This is a genomic window from Streptomyces naganishii JCM 4654, from assembly GCF_014650575.1.
GTDB classification, from domain to species: Bacteria; Actinomycetota; Actinomycetes; order Streptomycetales; family Streptomycetaceae; genus Streptomyces; species Streptomyces naganishii.
In genome coordinates this window covers 78,713-93,953 of the sequence record NZ_BMVF01000008.1, presented here as the reverse complement: position 1 = coordinate 93,953, position 15,241 = coordinate 78,713, and the positions used below count along the sequence as shown (strand labels likewise).

Below are 15,241 nucleotides of genomic sequence, written 5' to 3'. Positions count from 1 at the left end.
CGGTCGCGGGCCGGGCGGGGGTGCCTGCGCTCCGGGCGGGGGTGCCTGCGCTCCGGGCGGGGCCGGGCGCCGCCGCTTGCGGGAGCCGGTGGGCGCCTGTGCCCGGTGAGCCCGTGGGGCGTCGGCGCTCACGGCAGTTCGGGGGCGCGGTCCGGGTCCATCAGGGGTGCCATCAGGTCCCCGTAGTCCTGGAGCCTCGGGGCGATGTCGGGGGCGCGGAACTCCAGCCGGGCCGGCGTCCGGCACTCCGCCACCTCCTCCCAGGTCACGGGCGCGGAGACCAGCGGCTCCGTCCGGGCCCGCAGGGTGTAGGGGGCGGCCGTGGTCTTGCGCGCCGCGTTCTGGCTCCAGTCGACGAACACCTTCCCCGGCCGCAGACTCCGCGTCATCCGGTGCAGCACCAGCCGCGGCATCGCCTTCTCCGCCTCCACGGCGAGCCCCTTCGCATACTCCGAGGTCCGCTCGCTGGACGCCCCGCGCACGGCCGCCAGCAGGTGCAGCCCCTTGGACCCGGACGTCTTCGCGTACGCCTCGATCCCGTCCCGCGCAAGCCGTTCCCGCAGCCACAGGGCCACCTGGCAGCAGTCGACCACGGTCGCCGGCGGCCCCGGATCGAGGTCGAACACCAGCCGGTCGGCCTCCTCCGGATCCCCGATCAGCCACTGCGGGGTGTGGAACTCGGTCACCAGGTTGGCCGCCCACATCAGGCTCGGCAGATCCTGCACCAGCACCATCCGCGCCGGCCCGTCCGAGCGCGGCACCTCCGCCGTCGTCACCCACTCGGGCGTGCCCGCGGGTACGTTCTTGACGAAGAACAGCTGCCCGTCCGGCCCGTCCGGATACCGCAGGAAGGACAGCGGCCGGTCCCGCAGGTGCGGCAGCAGCGCCTCGGCGATCGTCGCGTAGTAGTGGAGTACCTCCGCCTTGGTGAACCCGGTCGCGGGATACAGCACCTTCTCCAGGTTGCTCAGCGCGACCCGTCGCCCCTCCACCTCTGTGATCGGCGCCATACGATAAGAAAACCACGGATACTTCGTAAAACAGGGCAAACAGCCCCGAGGCAGGTGCTGCACGTGCGATCGATCTGGAACGGCGCCATCTCGTTCGGCCTGGTCAGCATCCCGATCAAGCTGGTGAACGCCACCGAGAGCCACACCATCTCCTTCCGCCAGATCCACACTGAGGACGGCGGACGCATCCGCTACCGCAAGGTGTGCGAACTGGAGGACCGCGAGGTCACCCAGGGCGAGATCGGCAAGGGATACGAGGACGCGGACGGCTCGATCATCCCGATCACCGACGAGGACCTGGCCCATCTGCCGCTGCCGACCACGCGGACGATCGACATCGTGGCCTTCGTGCCCGCCGACCGGATCGACCCGCTCCAGCTGGAGCACGCCTACTACCTGGCCGCGAGCGGCGCCCCCGCCGCCAAGCCGTACACCCTGTTGCGCGAGGCGCTCAAGCGCAGCAGGCGGGTGGCGATCGCCAAGTTCGCCCTGCGCGGCCGCGAGCGGCTGGGGATGCTCCGTGTGGTGGACGACGTGATCGCCATGCACGGCCTGCTCTGGCCGGACGAGATCCGCGCCCCCCAGGGTGTCGCCCCCGACGCCGACGTCACCGTCCGCGACAAGGAGCTCGACCTCGCCGACGCCCTGATGGACACCCTCGGCGAGGTGGACCTGGAGGAGCTGCACGACGAGTACCGCGAGGCCCTGGAGGAGGTCATCGCGGCCAAGACCTCCGGCGAGGCGCCCCCCGAGGCCCCCGAGCCCGCCCGCGGCGGCAAGGTCCTGGACCTGATGGCGGCCCTGGAGAACAGCGTCCGCGCGGCCAGGGAGTCCCGGGGTGAGGAGGCGGAGGTCAGACACCTGGCGCCCCGCGAGGCCGCCCCGGACTCCGTCGGCGGGAGGGCGGGGAAGGCCGGGACGGGCACGGGGAAGTCCGCGTCCGCGGCCAGGAAGACGACGGCGAAGAAGTCCGCCTCGGCGGCGAAGAAGACGGCCTCGAAGGCGAAGTCGTCCAAGACCACGAAGAAGACCGCCTCCGCGTCTGCCTCCGCCGCCACGGCCGGGGGCAGCACCGGCACGGCGAAGAAGGCCCCCGCCAAGAAGCCCGCGGCCAAGACGGCGTCCCGCAAGCGCACGGCTTGAGGCCCCCGGGCCGTGCCGAATTAAGAGGTTCGGGCAGGGCCCCGCTGGAGCGAGTCCCGCGGGGCCCTGCCCGGCGCCGGTGGCGGTGGCGGTGGCCCTGGCCCTGGTCCTGGCCCTGGCCCTGGCGCGGTCTGGCGTGCGGCTACTGGTTCACGCGCCGCAGTGCCAGTACGGCGTTGTGGCCGCCGAAGCCGAAGGAGTTGCTGAGCACCAGGTCGCCGTCGCCCGGCAGCGGGCGCGGCTTGCCGGTGACGACGTCGAGCCCGATCGCCTCGTCGACCTCGGCGCAGCCCACGGTCGGCGGGACGACCCCGTGGTGCAGGGTGAGCGCGGCGGCGACGGCCTCGACGCCGCCCGCGGCGCCCTGGAGGTGCCCGAGGTGGCCCTTCAGCGCGGTCACCGGCACCCCCGGCTGCCCCAGTACGGCCCGCAGGGCGCCGGCCTCGGCGAGGTCGCCCTCGACCGTGGCCGTGGCATGGGCGTTGACGTGCACGACGTCCACGATGTGACCGCCGGCGTCCCGCACGGCCCGCCGCAGCGCCAGCGCGACCCCGCTCCCGCTGGGGTCGGGCGCGGCCATGTGGTGGGCGTCGGCCGACAGCCCCCAGCCGGCGGCCTCGCAGTAGATCCGGGCCCCGCGGGCGAGCGCGTGCTCCTCCGACTCCAGTACGAGCAGCCCCGCGCCCTCGCCGTTGACGAACCCGGCGCGGTCCTTGGCGAAGGGCCGTGAGGGCGACTCGCCGTCCTCGAGCCCGAGGTCGGACAGGGCGCGCATGGCGGAGAAGGACGCCATGATCGCCGGCGTGACGACCGCCTCGGCGCCACCGGCGAGGGCGACGTCGACACGGCCGTACCGTATGCGGTCGATGGCCTCGCCGATCGCCTCCGTGCCGGAGGCGCAGGCGGCGGTCACGGTCCGCGCCTCGCCGGTGATGTGCAGGTCCAGCGAGACCTGGGAGGCGGCCTGGGAGGGCACGGTCATGGGCGTGGTGAGCGGCGACACAGCCCGCGGCCCCTTCTCCCGCAGCTTGCGGTCGCCGCCGACCAGGATCGAGGCGTCCCCGAGGATGGCCCCGAGGCTGACCCCGACCCGCTCGGGGTCGAGCCCGCTCTCGACGGTCCCGCCGGCCGTGAAACCGGCGTCGGCCCACGCCTCGCGGGCGGCGAGCACGGCCATCTGCGCGGCCCGGTTCATCCGGCGGGCGGCGGCCCGGGGCAGCAGGGAGGCGGGGTCCACGGGCACCGTGCCCGCGACCCGCACGGGCAGACCGTCGAACTCCTCGTCCTCCAACTCCCTTATCCCGTGCCGCCCGTCGAGCAGCCCCTGCCACAGCTCGTCCACCCCGACACCGAGCGGGGTGACCGCGCCGAGCCCGGTCACGACGACCCGCCGCGGCGCGGCCGGTGCGGTCTCGCGCGTGGGCCGCGCGTGGTGCCGTACGACGTACCCCTCGTGGTCCGCGTCCGCGGCCCACGCCCGTACGGTGTCGTCGGAGACGGTCCCGGCGCCGCCCGGGGCGGCGACCGCGTCGAGGTCCTGGTGCCAGACGCCCCAGCGCCGCTGGTACGTCACCTCGACGCCCTCCGGGTCCACGGCGCGCAGCCGGGTCACCCGGTCCCCGTCCCGGAACGCCACGGCGTCAAGCCGCGGCGACGACACGGCCGGCACGGCCGCCGCGTCCACCCGCCGGCCCGCGACCACCACCTCCTGACCCCGTTCCAGCACCTCGTCGCGGTCCAGGCCGCCGAGCGGCGGGCGCAGCGTCACGCGGATCGTCTCGGGCGACTCCGGCAGCGTGTGCGTCACGACACACCACTGCCGCTGCTCCGCCTCGGCCCGCGTCACGGCGAGCAGATCGCCGGGGACCACCTCTGCGGCGGTAACTGCGTGGGGGTTGATGGGGACTTGCGGCATCTCGGACGAATGGGACATACCGTGCAGCTTCCTGTTACCCGAAGTGTCGTATCGCGGACCATTCCGAGTGAAAGGGGCGAACGAGCGAAAAACCATGGGATTAGATGAGGGCCGCAAACAGGACGCGTGTACGAATACCCGCAATCGCCATGAATACGCGCGAAGTTGAGCAAACGGTGGCCTGGATGTGTGTGCCGGGTCACTCGGGGGCCGAGGCGCATGGGGCGGTGATCCCCCTGCGTGCGGGGCGATTTGGGGGTGAATGGCCGGATGTGATGCCATGTGACCTGGGGCACGGTGCCGCACCACACGTGACCTGCGGCACGCGGCTCTGGGTATGTGACCTGCGGCATGCGCCCCTGGAGCACGCGGCCTTGGAGCACGCGCCCCTGGAGCACGCGGCCTTGGAGCACGCGGCCCTGGGGCAGGTGTGGCAGGTCACGTGACCTGGCGCACGTGACCTGGGGCACGTACCTGGCGCACGTGACCTACGGCACTCGGTCGGCCTTCGGTGCGCCGGCCGGTGACGGCGGCCCGAACAGCGCGGGCACACACGCCTGGACGAGGTGTGGACCGGGTTCGGCGAGCGCCCTGGCGAACTCGGCCGTGAACTCCTCGGCGCTGGTGGCCCGCGCGGCCGGCACCCCCATGCTCCGCGCGATCCCGGCCCAGTCCAGCACGGGCCGCGACAGGTCGAGCAGGTCCCGGCGGGCCGGCCCGCATCCCGGTTCGGACCCCGGTTCGGATCCCGGCGCGGCCGAGGGCGCGATCAGCCGGTCGTACTCCATCTCCAGGATCGCGTAAGAGGAGTTGGCGTACACGACGACCGTGATGTCGAGCCCCTCTCGGGCCATGGTCCACAGCGCCTGCGGGGTGAACATCGCGCTGCCGTCCGCCTCCAGACACACCACCGGCTGCCCGGGGCAGGCCAGCGCGGCGCCGACGGCCAGCGGCAGCCCCTGCCCGATCGCGCCCCCGGTGAGGCACAGCCAGTTGTGGCGCGGGGCGCCGGCGGTGGCCGCGGGCAGCCACAGCCCGGACGTGTTCGCCTCGTCGACGACGACAGCGCCCTCGGGCAGCAGCGCCCCTACGGCGGCGGCGACCGTCTCACCGGTGAGCGGGCCCGTCGGCGTCAGCGGCTCGGCCGGGCCGGGTGTGGCGGGGGTGCCGTGCGAGCCGGGGAGGCGGTCCGCGAGGTGGGCGAGCGCCTCCCGAGTCCCGCGTACGTCGCTGTCGGGCCCGGTGAGGTCGTACACCCGGCAGTCCTCGGGGACCAGCCGGCCCGGCGTCCCCGGGTAGGCGAAGAAGGACACCGGGGAGCGGGCCCCGGCCAGCACCAGGTGCCGCGCGCCACGGAGTTGGGCCAGCGCGCCCTCGGGCAGATAGGCCAGCCGCTCCACGGCGGGCAGGCCCGCACCGCGTTCGAGCCGGGCCGGGAAGGTCTCGCACAGCAGCCGCGCACCGGAGGCGGCGGCGACGCGGGCCGCCTCGCGCAGCGCGGGCTCACGCAAGGCGGGACCGCCGAGGAGGAGCGCGGCGGGCTCGCCGCAGCGCAGGGCGGCGGCGGCTTCGGCCACGGCGTCGTCCGCTACGGCGTACTCGGTCGCTGTCTCCGCGGACGGGCCAGTCGTGGGCCGGGAGGCCCGCGGTACCGCGCCGGCGGCGGCCGCCCCCGGGGACCAGGAGACGTCGGCGGGCAGGATGAGGGTGGCCACCCGGCCGCGCCCCGCCGTGGCGGCGGCCACGGCCGCGGCGGCGTCCGCACCCGCCGTACGGCTGTCCCGGCAGCGCCGGACCCAGCCGGAGACGGTGCCGGCCACCGCGTCGATGTCCGACTCGAGCGGGGCGTCGAGGGGCTTGTGGTACGTGGCGTGGTCGCCGACGAGGTTGACCAGCCGGGTGGCCGCGCGGCGCGCGTTGTGCAGGTTGGCCAGGCCGTTGCCGAGGCCCGGCCCCAGGTGCAGCAGGGTGGCCGCGGGCCGGCCGGTCATCCGCCCGTACCCGTCCGCCGCCCCGGTCGCCACGCCCTCGAACAGACAGGGCACGGCGCGCGCCCCCGGCTCAGCGTCCAGCGCGGCGACCAGATGCATCTCGGAGGTCCCGGGGTTGGCGAAGAACACCTCCACCCCGCACGCGCGCAGGGAGGCGACGACCGCTTCGGCACCGTTCACGTCACGTCACGTCACTTCCGTCACCGGGGAGACCAGCGGGGCCGAGCCCACCGAGGTCGAGGCTTGAGGACCGGGATCGAGCAGAACACCGGGATTGAGGATGCCGCGAGGGTCGAAGGCGAGCTTGATCCCGCGCATCAGCTCCACCTTGGCAGGGTCCTCCAGTTCCAGGAAGTACGGCTTCTTGGCCCGCCCCACGCCGTGCTCGCCGGAGACCGCGCCGCCGTGCTCCCCGGCCGCGCGGAACAGCCGGCGCAGCACCTCGTCGCGGCGGACCGGGTCCGGCTGGAAGACCGACAGGTGCACGTTGCCGTCCCCCGCGTGTCCGCAGCCGGTCACCAGCGACCCGGTGTCCTCGGCGGCGGCGCGGGCGGCGGCCAGCAACTCCGGCAGGGCGCCGCGCGGCACGACCGCGTCCACGACGTCGTCGGCGCCGGCCGCCTTCGCCGTCCAGAAGGCCCGTTCCCGCGCCTCGGTCAGCTTCCTGGCCGCGCCCGCGGGCAGTACGAAGACGTCCAGGGCGCCGAGTCCGAGCAGCCGCGTGGCGACCGACTCGACGTCCTCCTCCAGCCGCGAGGCGGAGCGGTCCTCCAGTACGACGAGCAGGTAGCCGAGCGCGGCGCGACGGACGTCCTCGGGGATGCCCAGTCCGGAAGTCCCCTCGGGACCGTCCGCGGCGATGGCGGCCATGGCCAGCAGATCCACGTACTCCAGCGCGACCGGCTCGGGACCTCCGCTCGGTGCGGGGCCCCCGCCCGGCTCTGGACCCCCGCCGGCCAGCGGCGGAACCGCCCGGAAGACGTCCTCCTCCGACCCGAACGCCGCCAGCACGGTGGCCGAACGCCCGGCCCTGGGCCGCAGCCGGAGCGTCGCCTCGGTCACCAGGGCGAGGGTGCCCTCGGAGCCCACGAGCAACTGCGTGAGGTCGTAACCGGCGGACGTCTTCACGTACTTGCCGCCGCTGCGCACGATCGCCCCGGACGCGAGCACCGCCTCAAGGCCGAGCACATGGTGCCGCGTGACCCCGTGCCGTACGGCGTGCATCCCACCGGCGTTGGTGGCGATGGTCCCGCCGACGCTGGCCGAGGGTTCGCCGAGCCGCACCGGGTAGCACAGCCCGGCCGGGGCGACGGCCCGGTCCAGCGCCTCCAGGCTGACGCCGGGCTGCACGACGGCCACGTGATTGACCGCGTCCACCTGCAGGACGCGGTTCATCCGCTCGAACGACACGACGATCCCGCCCGGCGCGGGCACGCACGCCCCCGACATCCCGGTCCCGGCGCCCCGCGCGGTCACGGGAATCCGCCGCTCCCCGGCGATCCTCAGCACGTCCGCGACCTCGGCGGCGGAGGCGGGCCGGACGGCGTACGCGGGCGCCCGGCGTGCGACGGCCAACGACTCGTCACCGCCGTACTCCTCGGCGATCGCCTCACCACTCAGCACGTGCCGCGCACCCACGGCGTCGGCAAGCAGCGCGCCCGCGTCGGACACCGAACGCCCCCTTCCCTCGGCCCTCTTACCAGCGAGCGGGGTCCGTTGGGGCTCCGCCCTGCGATGGTGGCGGCCCCGGAACGGCGGGGGAGTGGGCCGCAGGGCCCCATGAGAGGGCCGAACGGGCCTCTGGTTGAGCCGACTTGATCACGATCGCATGACGAACGATCACGAACCGACAACTGACTTCACAAAACCTTTACTTCATCTGCGAAGCTGCTCCACCTGTAACCAAGGTCACCAAACGGAGCTCAACTGATGGACGACATCAAGCCCACCGCCGAGGCCACCCCCGGCGCCGTCGCCCCGGCCGGAGGCGCCGTCGCGGCCGCCGCCGGCGCGGCCGTATCCGTCCGCCCGACCGGCCTGGCCATGAAGCGCCGCGGCCCGGTCGCGGTGTGGCTCGGACTGCCGCTGGTCACCCTCGGGATCTACCAGCTGGTCTGGTACTACAAGATCCACAAGGAGCTGCAGGAGTTCGACCGGCGCCGCGTGCTCAACCCGACCGGCAGCCTGCTGGTCATGATCTTCCTGGGCTGGACGCTGATCGCCCCCCTGATCTCCTTCCACAACACGGGCAAGGCCATCGCCGACGCCCAGCGCGCGGCCGGCCTCCCGGTCACCTGCAGCCCCGCCGCGAGCACCTTCCTGACCTTCGTCTTCGGCCTGAACACCTGGTACATGCAGCGCCAGCTCAACCTGGTCGTGGCCGCGTACGGGGACACGGCCCCGGGCACGGAGATCCACCTGGCGGCCTGACAGGGGTTTCCGGGACCCTGCGGGCCCCGGGGATGTGGTGGCGCGGCTTCAGCGCGAACGAAGCCGCGCCCGCCGCACGGGTGGCGCTCAAGTCCCCTTCGCGTCCACGGCGTACACGCCGCCGTATCCGCTGACGTACGCCACGGACCCGGAACCCGCGGGGACGGAACGCGAGTTGACGCCACCCTTGCCCATGTCGCACTTCCACCGTCTGCGACCGCTCCCGGCGTCCATCGCGAACAGGCGCCCGTCCACCCCGAGGAGGACCAGCCCCCCGGCGACGGTGAGACCGGCCGACGCGATGCCGGACCCGAAGGTGGACTTCCAGTGCTGCCGGCCGGTGGCGAGGTCAACGCCGTACAGAATCCCGGGATTCCTGCCCACGCCCGCGCACACGACGTCCCCGGACACGGCCGGCGAAACGTTCACCGCGGCTCCCGCGGAGAACTCCCAGCGCTTGCGGCCGGTGGCCGCGTCCAGCGCGTACAGCCGGCGGTCGTCGCCGCCGACGAGGACGGTCCCGCCGGACACCGCCGGAGCGGTCTCCACCTGGTCGCCGGTGGCGAAGGTCCATCGCCGGCGGCCGGTGGCGGCGTCGAGGGCGTACAGGTAGGAGACCTCGTCGGCGACGCACACGGTGCCGCCCGACACGACCGGAGACCCGGCTCGCCCCCGGGTGCGGAACGCCCAGCGCAGCCGTCCCGTTCGGGCGTCGAGCGCGCACAGGCGCTCGGTGGAGTCGGAGGCCCGAGCGCCGACGTAGACGAGGCCCCCGGACACCGCGGGGGAGGAATCGTTTGTCGTACGTGTCGTCCATCCCCTCGGTGAAGACCCACCGCCGTTTCGCGTCGGGCACGAAGGTGTCCCCGAAGACACCTCCCTCGGCGACCCCCACCAGCCACTTCACCCCCCTCCACCCGCCGAAGCCCAGCCCGCCGACGGCCACCGCGGCCCCGCCCATCCGCAGCACGTTCCGCCGGGCCACCCGGCCCCCGCCGAACCCGCCCACCCCACCACGCGACACCGGGACGGCCGGCGCCCCGGCCCCCCGCGACCGACGACCGCCCCTCACCGGAATGGGCGGAGACCAACGGCACGAACTTGCTGGATGGAATAAGCGGATCGGAGGGATCGCGAGGCCCCAACGGACGCGCCTCCGGCCCGGAACCGGGCAGCGCCGACGGACGCGGCGTCGGACCGGGACCGGGCAGTGCCGACGGACGCGGCGTCGGACCGGGACCGGGCAGTGCCGACGGACGCGGCTCGGGGTCCGGATCGAGGAGCGTCGGCGGATGAGGCACCGCGGCACGACGGGTGACGAGATCCGCGACGGAGCCGGGCAGCCAGCCCACCCCACCACGGAACGCCTCCGCCCCCGGGCGGCTCCCCATCACCTCAAGAATCTCACCCACACTCACCCGCTCGCGGGGATCCTTCCGCAGACACCCCGCCACCACATCACGCAATGGCGGTGGCAGACGGTCGAGTTGAGGCTCCTGATGCACGATCCGATACGTAACCCCATGCGTAGGCCCCTCACCGAACGGCCCCACTCCCGTCACCGCGAACGTCAGCACGCCCCCCAGTGCGAACACGTCCGTCGCCGGCCCGACGGGGTGATCCTGGGTGAGCTGCTCGGGCGCCATGAAGGCCGGCGTGCCGACGGCCACCCCCGTCGTGGTCAGCGCACTGGCGTCACGGCCAGCAGTATGGAGGTGCTGCTGAGCCGCTACGCCAAATGCCTTGATGGACGGCAGGAAATCGCCAACCGTGAGGGCTTCGCCGTGTCCCGGTGGCAGGGCGTCGACTTCCTGGTCGGCTTCCAGAGCACATCACATGCTTGGTCAGGCAACCACCGGAAGACTGTCTGCGGTTTCCCGTGCGGGCTTACTGAGCGGAGAAGGTGAGCCGCAGAACGATCTCGCCGTCGTCGATCTCCCCGGTGGGCTCGAATCCGAACTTCTGGTAGAAGGGCCACGGTTCGCCGTCGCCGGGATCGTAGCTGGTCAGTAGCTCGGTGGCACCGTCCGCGCGAACCAAAGCGGCGATTTGCTTGAGAGTCTCTCGGCCGATCCCTCGCCTCTGGTGCCGCTTGTCGATGAGGAGGCGCCAGATGAAGTGCCGCCCTTTGTAGGGACCAGCCAGCGGCTTCCACGACAGCATCACGAAGCCGACTGGCTCGTCGCCGATGTACACACCGCGGCACCACGGATTGGCCTCCGGCTGTTGTGCCGCCTGCTTGAGCGACTTGGACACGGAGGCGACGAACTGCTTCTGGTCGCGTCGGACGCGAAGGGCACGAACGGCATCCCGGTTCTCGTCGGTGATCTGCCGCAGGTGCACGCCTGGAGACCTCATGCCGAACCCCATCCTGTATGCGGCAGCTGTGCCGGCCGGCCCGACGTGAGGAGCCGCCGTCGTGCGGCACTGAGCCGTGTGCACGCACTACCAAGGACGTCAGGGCGGATGCTCCCAGCGTATTCGGCCCCGCGAACCTGAAGCGGAACCGGCACGCCAAGCTGTGGCCGCTCCGAGGTAGCCGCTGTGACCTGGGCAGATGCGTCCAGATCCTGTCGACGAACAGTCCACCGACCCAGGCATACGCCCGCTCGGGCCCCCACACGCCTGCACAAACGCGAAGACCCCGGCCTCAGCGTTTCCGCTGGTGACGGGGTCTTTGGGCACCTCATGCTGGGTGCCCCCGGCAGGATTCGAACCTGCGCACACGGCTCCGGAGGCCGTTTTGGTCTCCAGGCAACATGCTGGTCAGGGGCTTGATCCCGACGAATCAGGTGGTGCCTGTCCACGGATGGTCCATGGGGCAGTGCAACTGCCCCATGGACCTCTAGGGGGCTCGATACGCCTTGTGGGCAGAGCCGTGAGGATGATGGCCTCCGGGGCTTGGAGGCCACTCATGTGAACATACAGGCTGAGGCGCACCCGGTATGGAAATGCCCCTTTTAGCTTCAGCCGGGAAGATCCTTAATCCTGCTGACGTGAACACCGGCGGATTTAGCTGTCTGCCGGAGCCTAGAACTGATGTCGACGGAATTATCCAGCGCCATTAGGGGTCGAAGCTGAGTCTGCGAGCGAATAGAGCGGAGTGACCGGCCAATTTGCCGGGCGGCCTCTTCCAGCGGATCTAGTCCCTCACCGTTCGGGGATTCCGGGCTTGCTACCCAAGCACCGTAAGCGGTGGGTCCGTCGACCCAACCGAGGTCGAATTGTGGAGCGCGACGGGCTGGACCTCGGACTTCGAGGTGCGTCCGTCCTGCCACCTGATTAACCAGACTCGTCAAAAGCCTCTCATGTCGAGGTGTTCCCCGCCCGAAGATGTGTGCCTCAAGCTGGCTGATCCTGCGGTTGCGTAGACCAAGCCGATCGAACGGTCCGCCGAGGATTCCATCGCCGACTTCGGGCAATACTGTGACTTGGTCACCTTGCATCTTAAGATCTCGGCAACGGGCGGGGGCTCCGAAGAGAAGATCCGAGAAGCCGGCGGCGTCGACTACATGAATGTGCTGTCCGGCTCTGCGTGACTCTATCACTTTGAGGAGCTTTCGACTTAGCCCCCGGTCTGTGTCCTTGACGTTGCCTGCCAACTCCCCGTGAACAACGAGTGTTACTCGCTTAGAGAAGCTATCTTGACAGGCGGCTCCTAAGGTCCCGGCCCGAGAGATACAGTCTTTACGGAATACCCATTCCCCATCAACCAGAGTCTTACCGGTGAACATGAGTGTCTGGCCTCGGAGTTCGCGGATCCATCCAGTGCATCGTGCGGGCACTCGTGTCACCCTCCCCGGGTTTGAACAGCCTCTACCTTGCAGGGTACTGCTGCGGTCAGCTCGACAACACCCGTCCGTACCACCCCGACGGAAAGGCGCTATGAGCGGAGCTGAATTCATAGCCAACGGCTTCGTGCCAGTGGACCGTTGCTTCCAACCCCTTCGGCAACGGATCGGTGGCCGTCAGCTCTCGCGGCTCCGGCAGATGCCCGCGAAGTCGCAGCCGGCACAGGATGAGCACCAGTTGTCAAGGCGGGAGAGCTGGTTGGTGCGCAGCGAATCCGCTGCTTCCGTGACGCGCCTGCCGAGGTCGGTCATGACTTCGGGATCCACCAGCTCGCGGGTGTCCCGCCCCGCCTTGTCGAGGTTGAGGACCTCGACGACGTCCGCGTTCTGTCCGGTTAGTTCCTGGTATCCGAGCACGTACAGGTGCAGCTGGTCACGGGTCAGGTCCTCGGCCTGGGCGCGCTCGCTGGACTTGAAGTCGACGACCGACGTCTCGTTCGTGTCGAGTCGCTTGATCAGGTCGACGCGGCCGGTCACGGTGACGCCGGGGACCGGGTGGATCTCAACGGGCTGCTCCGAGTACCTCGTCTGATGCAACGTTGCACCATGGCGCTCCAGATAGCGTCGCACGGCCGTCTCGGCGGCTGGGCGGAGCTGGTCTTGCGCCGCCGGATTTGCGAAGGGGAGGTTGAGGTGGCGGTCCACGAGATCCTCCGCCTCGTCAGGGGTGGCGATGTCACCCTCGATGGCGCGTTTGTGGATCTCCGCCATAACGTCGTGGAGAGACTTGCCAAAGCCGAGTTCCTTCTGCAGCGGCGAGTCGAAGCCGTAGAGCAGACGGAGCTTGAAGGAGTAGGGGCACTGAAAGAGGTACTTCAGATCCGAGAAGGACATGACGACCTCGGGAGTGCCACGCCTGGGGGCCGGTGTCAGCCGACCGTCGGGAGAGGGGACGACCTCGCGGGTCAGGACGGTGTGGACCTGCGTGGCCTCGTTGAAGAAGTCCGAGCGCTTCTTTCCGGTGCGCTTATCGTTGGGTGCGAAGGAGAGCGCCAAGTACTTCTGGGCGCGGGTGACGGCTACGTAGAACAGGCGCCGCTCGTCCGCCTCGGTGCCCCGGTAGCGGGCGGCGCCCGGGACGAGGTTTGCCTCCACCACATGGAACACACCCAGACCGCCCCGGCCGGAGGTGGGGAAGGTGTTCTTACGCAAGGCGGGGAGGAAGACAGCGGGCCACTGCATGCCCTTAGCCTGGTGGACAGTGGCGATGACGACGGCGTTGGGTTGGGCGTAGCCGTTGTCCCCGTCGGATTCCTCGTAGTAGTCGGGTGCCTGGTGCTCGACCCACTTGGCGAAGGCGTCGAACCGCTGCTGAGGTTCGCTGGTGAGGTGAATGCGCTCGAAGTCCCCGATCGCGGTGGAGAAGCGACCGAGGTTGTAGTAGATGAGTTCGCCTCGCTCGTTCGGAACACGCTCCTCCCGCAGCTCTACGGCTTCGAGGAACTCGAGGAAGACACCCTGGAGTGTGGTGGAGTCCCAGGGCTTGGAGGCATCCCACTGCATGGCGGTGTTGAGCACGGGAAGCCCGACCCGGACGTCGGCCTCCGTGAGCCCGATGCTGGCGTCGACCCAGGCGTCGATGAGGTCTTGCTCGTCGACTAGCCCAGCAACGAACCGGAAACAGGTGACGGCCGCCTGCACCTCCGGCGTTTCGAAGAGTTTGGTCAGTCCCTTAATGACGTAGGGGATACCACGACGGCGGAGCTCTTCGACTAGCGGCCCGGCGTCGGCCTTGACGGAGCGGAACAAGACGGCGAAGTCCGACCAGTCGAGTCCTCGCGGCTCGCCGCCTTCCCGGTCTTGGAACGCGACGCCGCGCAACCGTTCCATACGGTCGACGAGCCATGTGGCCTCAGCCTCGGTGTCTGGGAATTCCAGCGCGAGCAGGTCACCGCGCTCGAAGGTCTGGTGGCCCGCAGCCGTCATAGCCTTGTTAAGACGCTCGCCGGGCGGAATATGCTCGACGACGCGGCGCGCGAGGTCGACGATGGCGGAACTGGAGCGGAAGTTCTCGTTAAGAGTGACGCGGTGAACGTCCGGGTAGCGGTTCTCGATCGTGAGAATGTTCTCGACGGCACTGCCACGCCACTGGTAGATCGTCTGGTCGTCGTCGCCGACCACGCAGAGATTCGCCCCGTGACGGGTGAGCCCGTGGATTACCTGCTCCTGGACCGGGTTGGTGTCCTGGTATTCGTCGACGACGACGTATTTGACAGTCTCCTTGATGTGTCGCTGAAGGTTCAGGACGGACTCATCGCCTTCGCCGTTGTCGTCGTTTAGCAGGACGGCGGCGTAGTGGAGGATGGCCGTGTAGTCGAAGTACGACCGATCTCTCAGAAGCGTCATGTACTTTTCGAGACCCTCTGATACATCGGCGCGCAGGCCGTCGTGATCCACTTCGTCCTCGCGGAGGATCGACATGACCTGCTGGTACAGCTTGGAGTTGACCCAGCGCCGCAGGGGCTTCGCAGAGCCGTTGACGATCGCATTTGTCGTAGTCAGACCGGACTGTTTGCTGTACTTGTCGATGATCAGGCGGGTCTGAACGTCGTTGAGGACGTTGTACTTGAACGCCTCGGGAACGTGGCTGTGTAGCAGGTCCAGGGCGTAGCCGTGCATGGTTCCGATGTACATCTCGGCAAGGCCGTGTACCTCGCCGTGGAGCTCGCGGATGCGGGTGTGCACACGCTCTTTCAGCTCACCTGCGGCCTTCTCAGTGAAGGTGAAGGCAACGATGTTCTTGGGCTGCATATCGGGCCGCCCGATCAGGCCGGCGATTCGCTGCGAGATGACCTCGGTCTTGCCCGAGCCGGCGCAGGCGACGATCAGGAGGTTGTCGTCGTGGGTGTTGATGGCGGTGCGCTGAGCATCCGTGAAATTCATTAGTCCCCCCCGGAACTT

At 70.3% G+C, this 15,241-nt stretch carries 9 protein-coding genes, 1 tRNA gene and 1 pseudogene; 2 read left to right on the top strand and 9 right to left on the bottom strand.

All coding sequences use genetic code 11. From position 1 onward, the window contains the following. Window positions 1–128: 128 nt before the first annotated feature. Window positions 129–1,010 (bottom strand): non-homologous end-joining DNA ligase, encoded by an 882-nt coding sequence (ligD, locus tag IE217_RS16650; RefSeq protein ID WP_190178655.1) that lies wholly within the window; start codon window positions 1,008–1,010, stop codon window positions 129–131. 63 nt (window positions 1,011–1,073) lie between these two features. Between ligD and ku the strand changes: the two genes are divergently transcribed. Then, window positions 1,074–2,153 (top strand): non-homologous end joining protein Ku, encoded by a 1,080-nt coding sequence (gene ku / locus IE217_RS16645; RefSeq protein ID WP_190178654.1) that lies wholly within the window; start codon window positions 1,074–1,076, stop codon window positions 2,151–2,153. A 142-nt stretch (window positions 2,154–2,295) separates the two neighbouring features. Here the strand turns inward: ku and IE217_RS16640 are convergent, their stop codons facing one another. From IE217_RS16640 to IE217_RS16630, 3 genes are all read right to left on the bottom strand, one after another. Beyond that, window positions 2,296–4,086: a beta-ketoacyl-[acyl-carrier-protein] synthase family protein gene (locus IE217_RS16640; protein ID WP_190178653.1), complete on the bottom strand. Its 1,791-nt coding sequence runs from the start codon at window positions 4,084–4,086 to the stop codon at window positions 2,296–2,298. 470 nt (window positions 4,087–4,556) lie between these two features. Then, the gene (locus IE217_RS16635; protein ID WP_190178652.1) at window positions 4,557–6,239 is read right to left on the bottom strand and encodes an acetolactate synthase large subunit; all 1,683 of its coding nucleotides are present in this window, start codon (window positions 6,237–6,239) and stop codon (window positions 4,557–4,559) included. 6 nt (window positions 6,240–6,245) lie between these two features. After that, window positions 6,246–7,730: an FAD-binding oxidoreductase gene (locus IE217_RS16630; RefSeq protein ID WP_190178651.1), complete on the bottom strand. Its 1,485-nt coding sequence runs from the start codon at window positions 7,728–7,730 to the stop codon at window positions 6,246–6,248. Window positions 7,731–7,988: 258 nt separating this feature from the next. Between IE217_RS16630 and IE217_RS16625 the strand changes: the two genes are divergently transcribed. After that, a complete protein-coding gene (locus IE217_RS16625) occupies window positions 7,989–8,489 on the top strand; it encodes a DUF4234 domain-containing protein (RefSeq protein ID WP_190178650.1) in 501 nt (166 codons plus the stop codon). Between the two features lie 87 nt (window positions 8,490–8,576). Here the strand turns inward: IE217_RS16625 and IE217_RS16620 are convergent, their stop codons facing one another. From IE217_RS16620 to IE217_RS16600, 5 genes and pseudogenes are all read right to left on the bottom strand, one after another. Then, window positions 8,577–9,365, bottom strand: coding sequence for a PQQ-binding-like beta-propeller repeat protein (locus tag IE217_RS16620; protein ID WP_268249149.1), 789 nt, complete (start codon window positions 9,363–9,365; stop codon window positions 8,577–8,579). A 530-nt stretch (window positions 9,366–9,895) separates the two neighbouring features. After that, a pseudogene (locus tag IE217_RS35400) lies at window positions 9,896–10,237 on the bottom strand (protein kinase domain-containing protein); the annotation flags it as partial. A gap of 139 nt (window positions 10,238–10,376) precedes the next feature. Next, entirely contained in the window at window positions 10,377–10,832 is a 456-nt protein-coding gene (locus IE217_RS16610) for a GNAT family N-acetyltransferase (RefSeq protein ID WP_190178648.1), read from the bottom strand. A gap of 353 nt (window positions 10,833–11,185) precedes the next feature. Beyond that, window positions 11,186–11,263, bottom strand: a tRNA-Arg gene (locus tag IE217_RS16605). A gap of 1,194 nt (window positions 11,264–12,457) precedes the next feature. Continuing rightward, window positions 12,458–15,223, bottom strand: a complete 2,766-nt coding sequence (locus IE217_RS16600; RefSeq protein WP_190178647.1) for an ATP-dependent helicase — start codon at window positions 15,221–15,223, stop codon at window positions 12,458–12,460. Window positions 15,224–15,241 lie beyond the last annotated feature (18 nt).

What these genes read in the sequence shown, in the direction of transcription:
- ligD (WP_190178655.1), bottom strand. Translation starts at nt 1,010, where the DNA reads ATGGCGCCGATCACAGAGGTGGAGGGGCGACGGGTCGCGCTGAGCAAC.
- IE217_RS16640 (WP_190178653.1), bottom strand. Translation starts at nt 4,086, where the DNA reads ATGTCCCATTCGTCCGAGATGCCGCAAGTCCCCATCAACCCCCACGCA.
- IE217_RS16625 (WP_190178650.1), top strand. Translation starts at nt 7,989, where the DNA reads ATGGACGACATCAAGCCCACCGCCGAGGCCACCCCCGGCGCCGTCGCC.
- IE217_RS16600 (WP_190178647.1), bottom strand. Translation starts at nt 15,223, where the DNA reads ATGAATTTCACGGATGCTCAGCGCACCGCCATCAACACCCACGACGAC.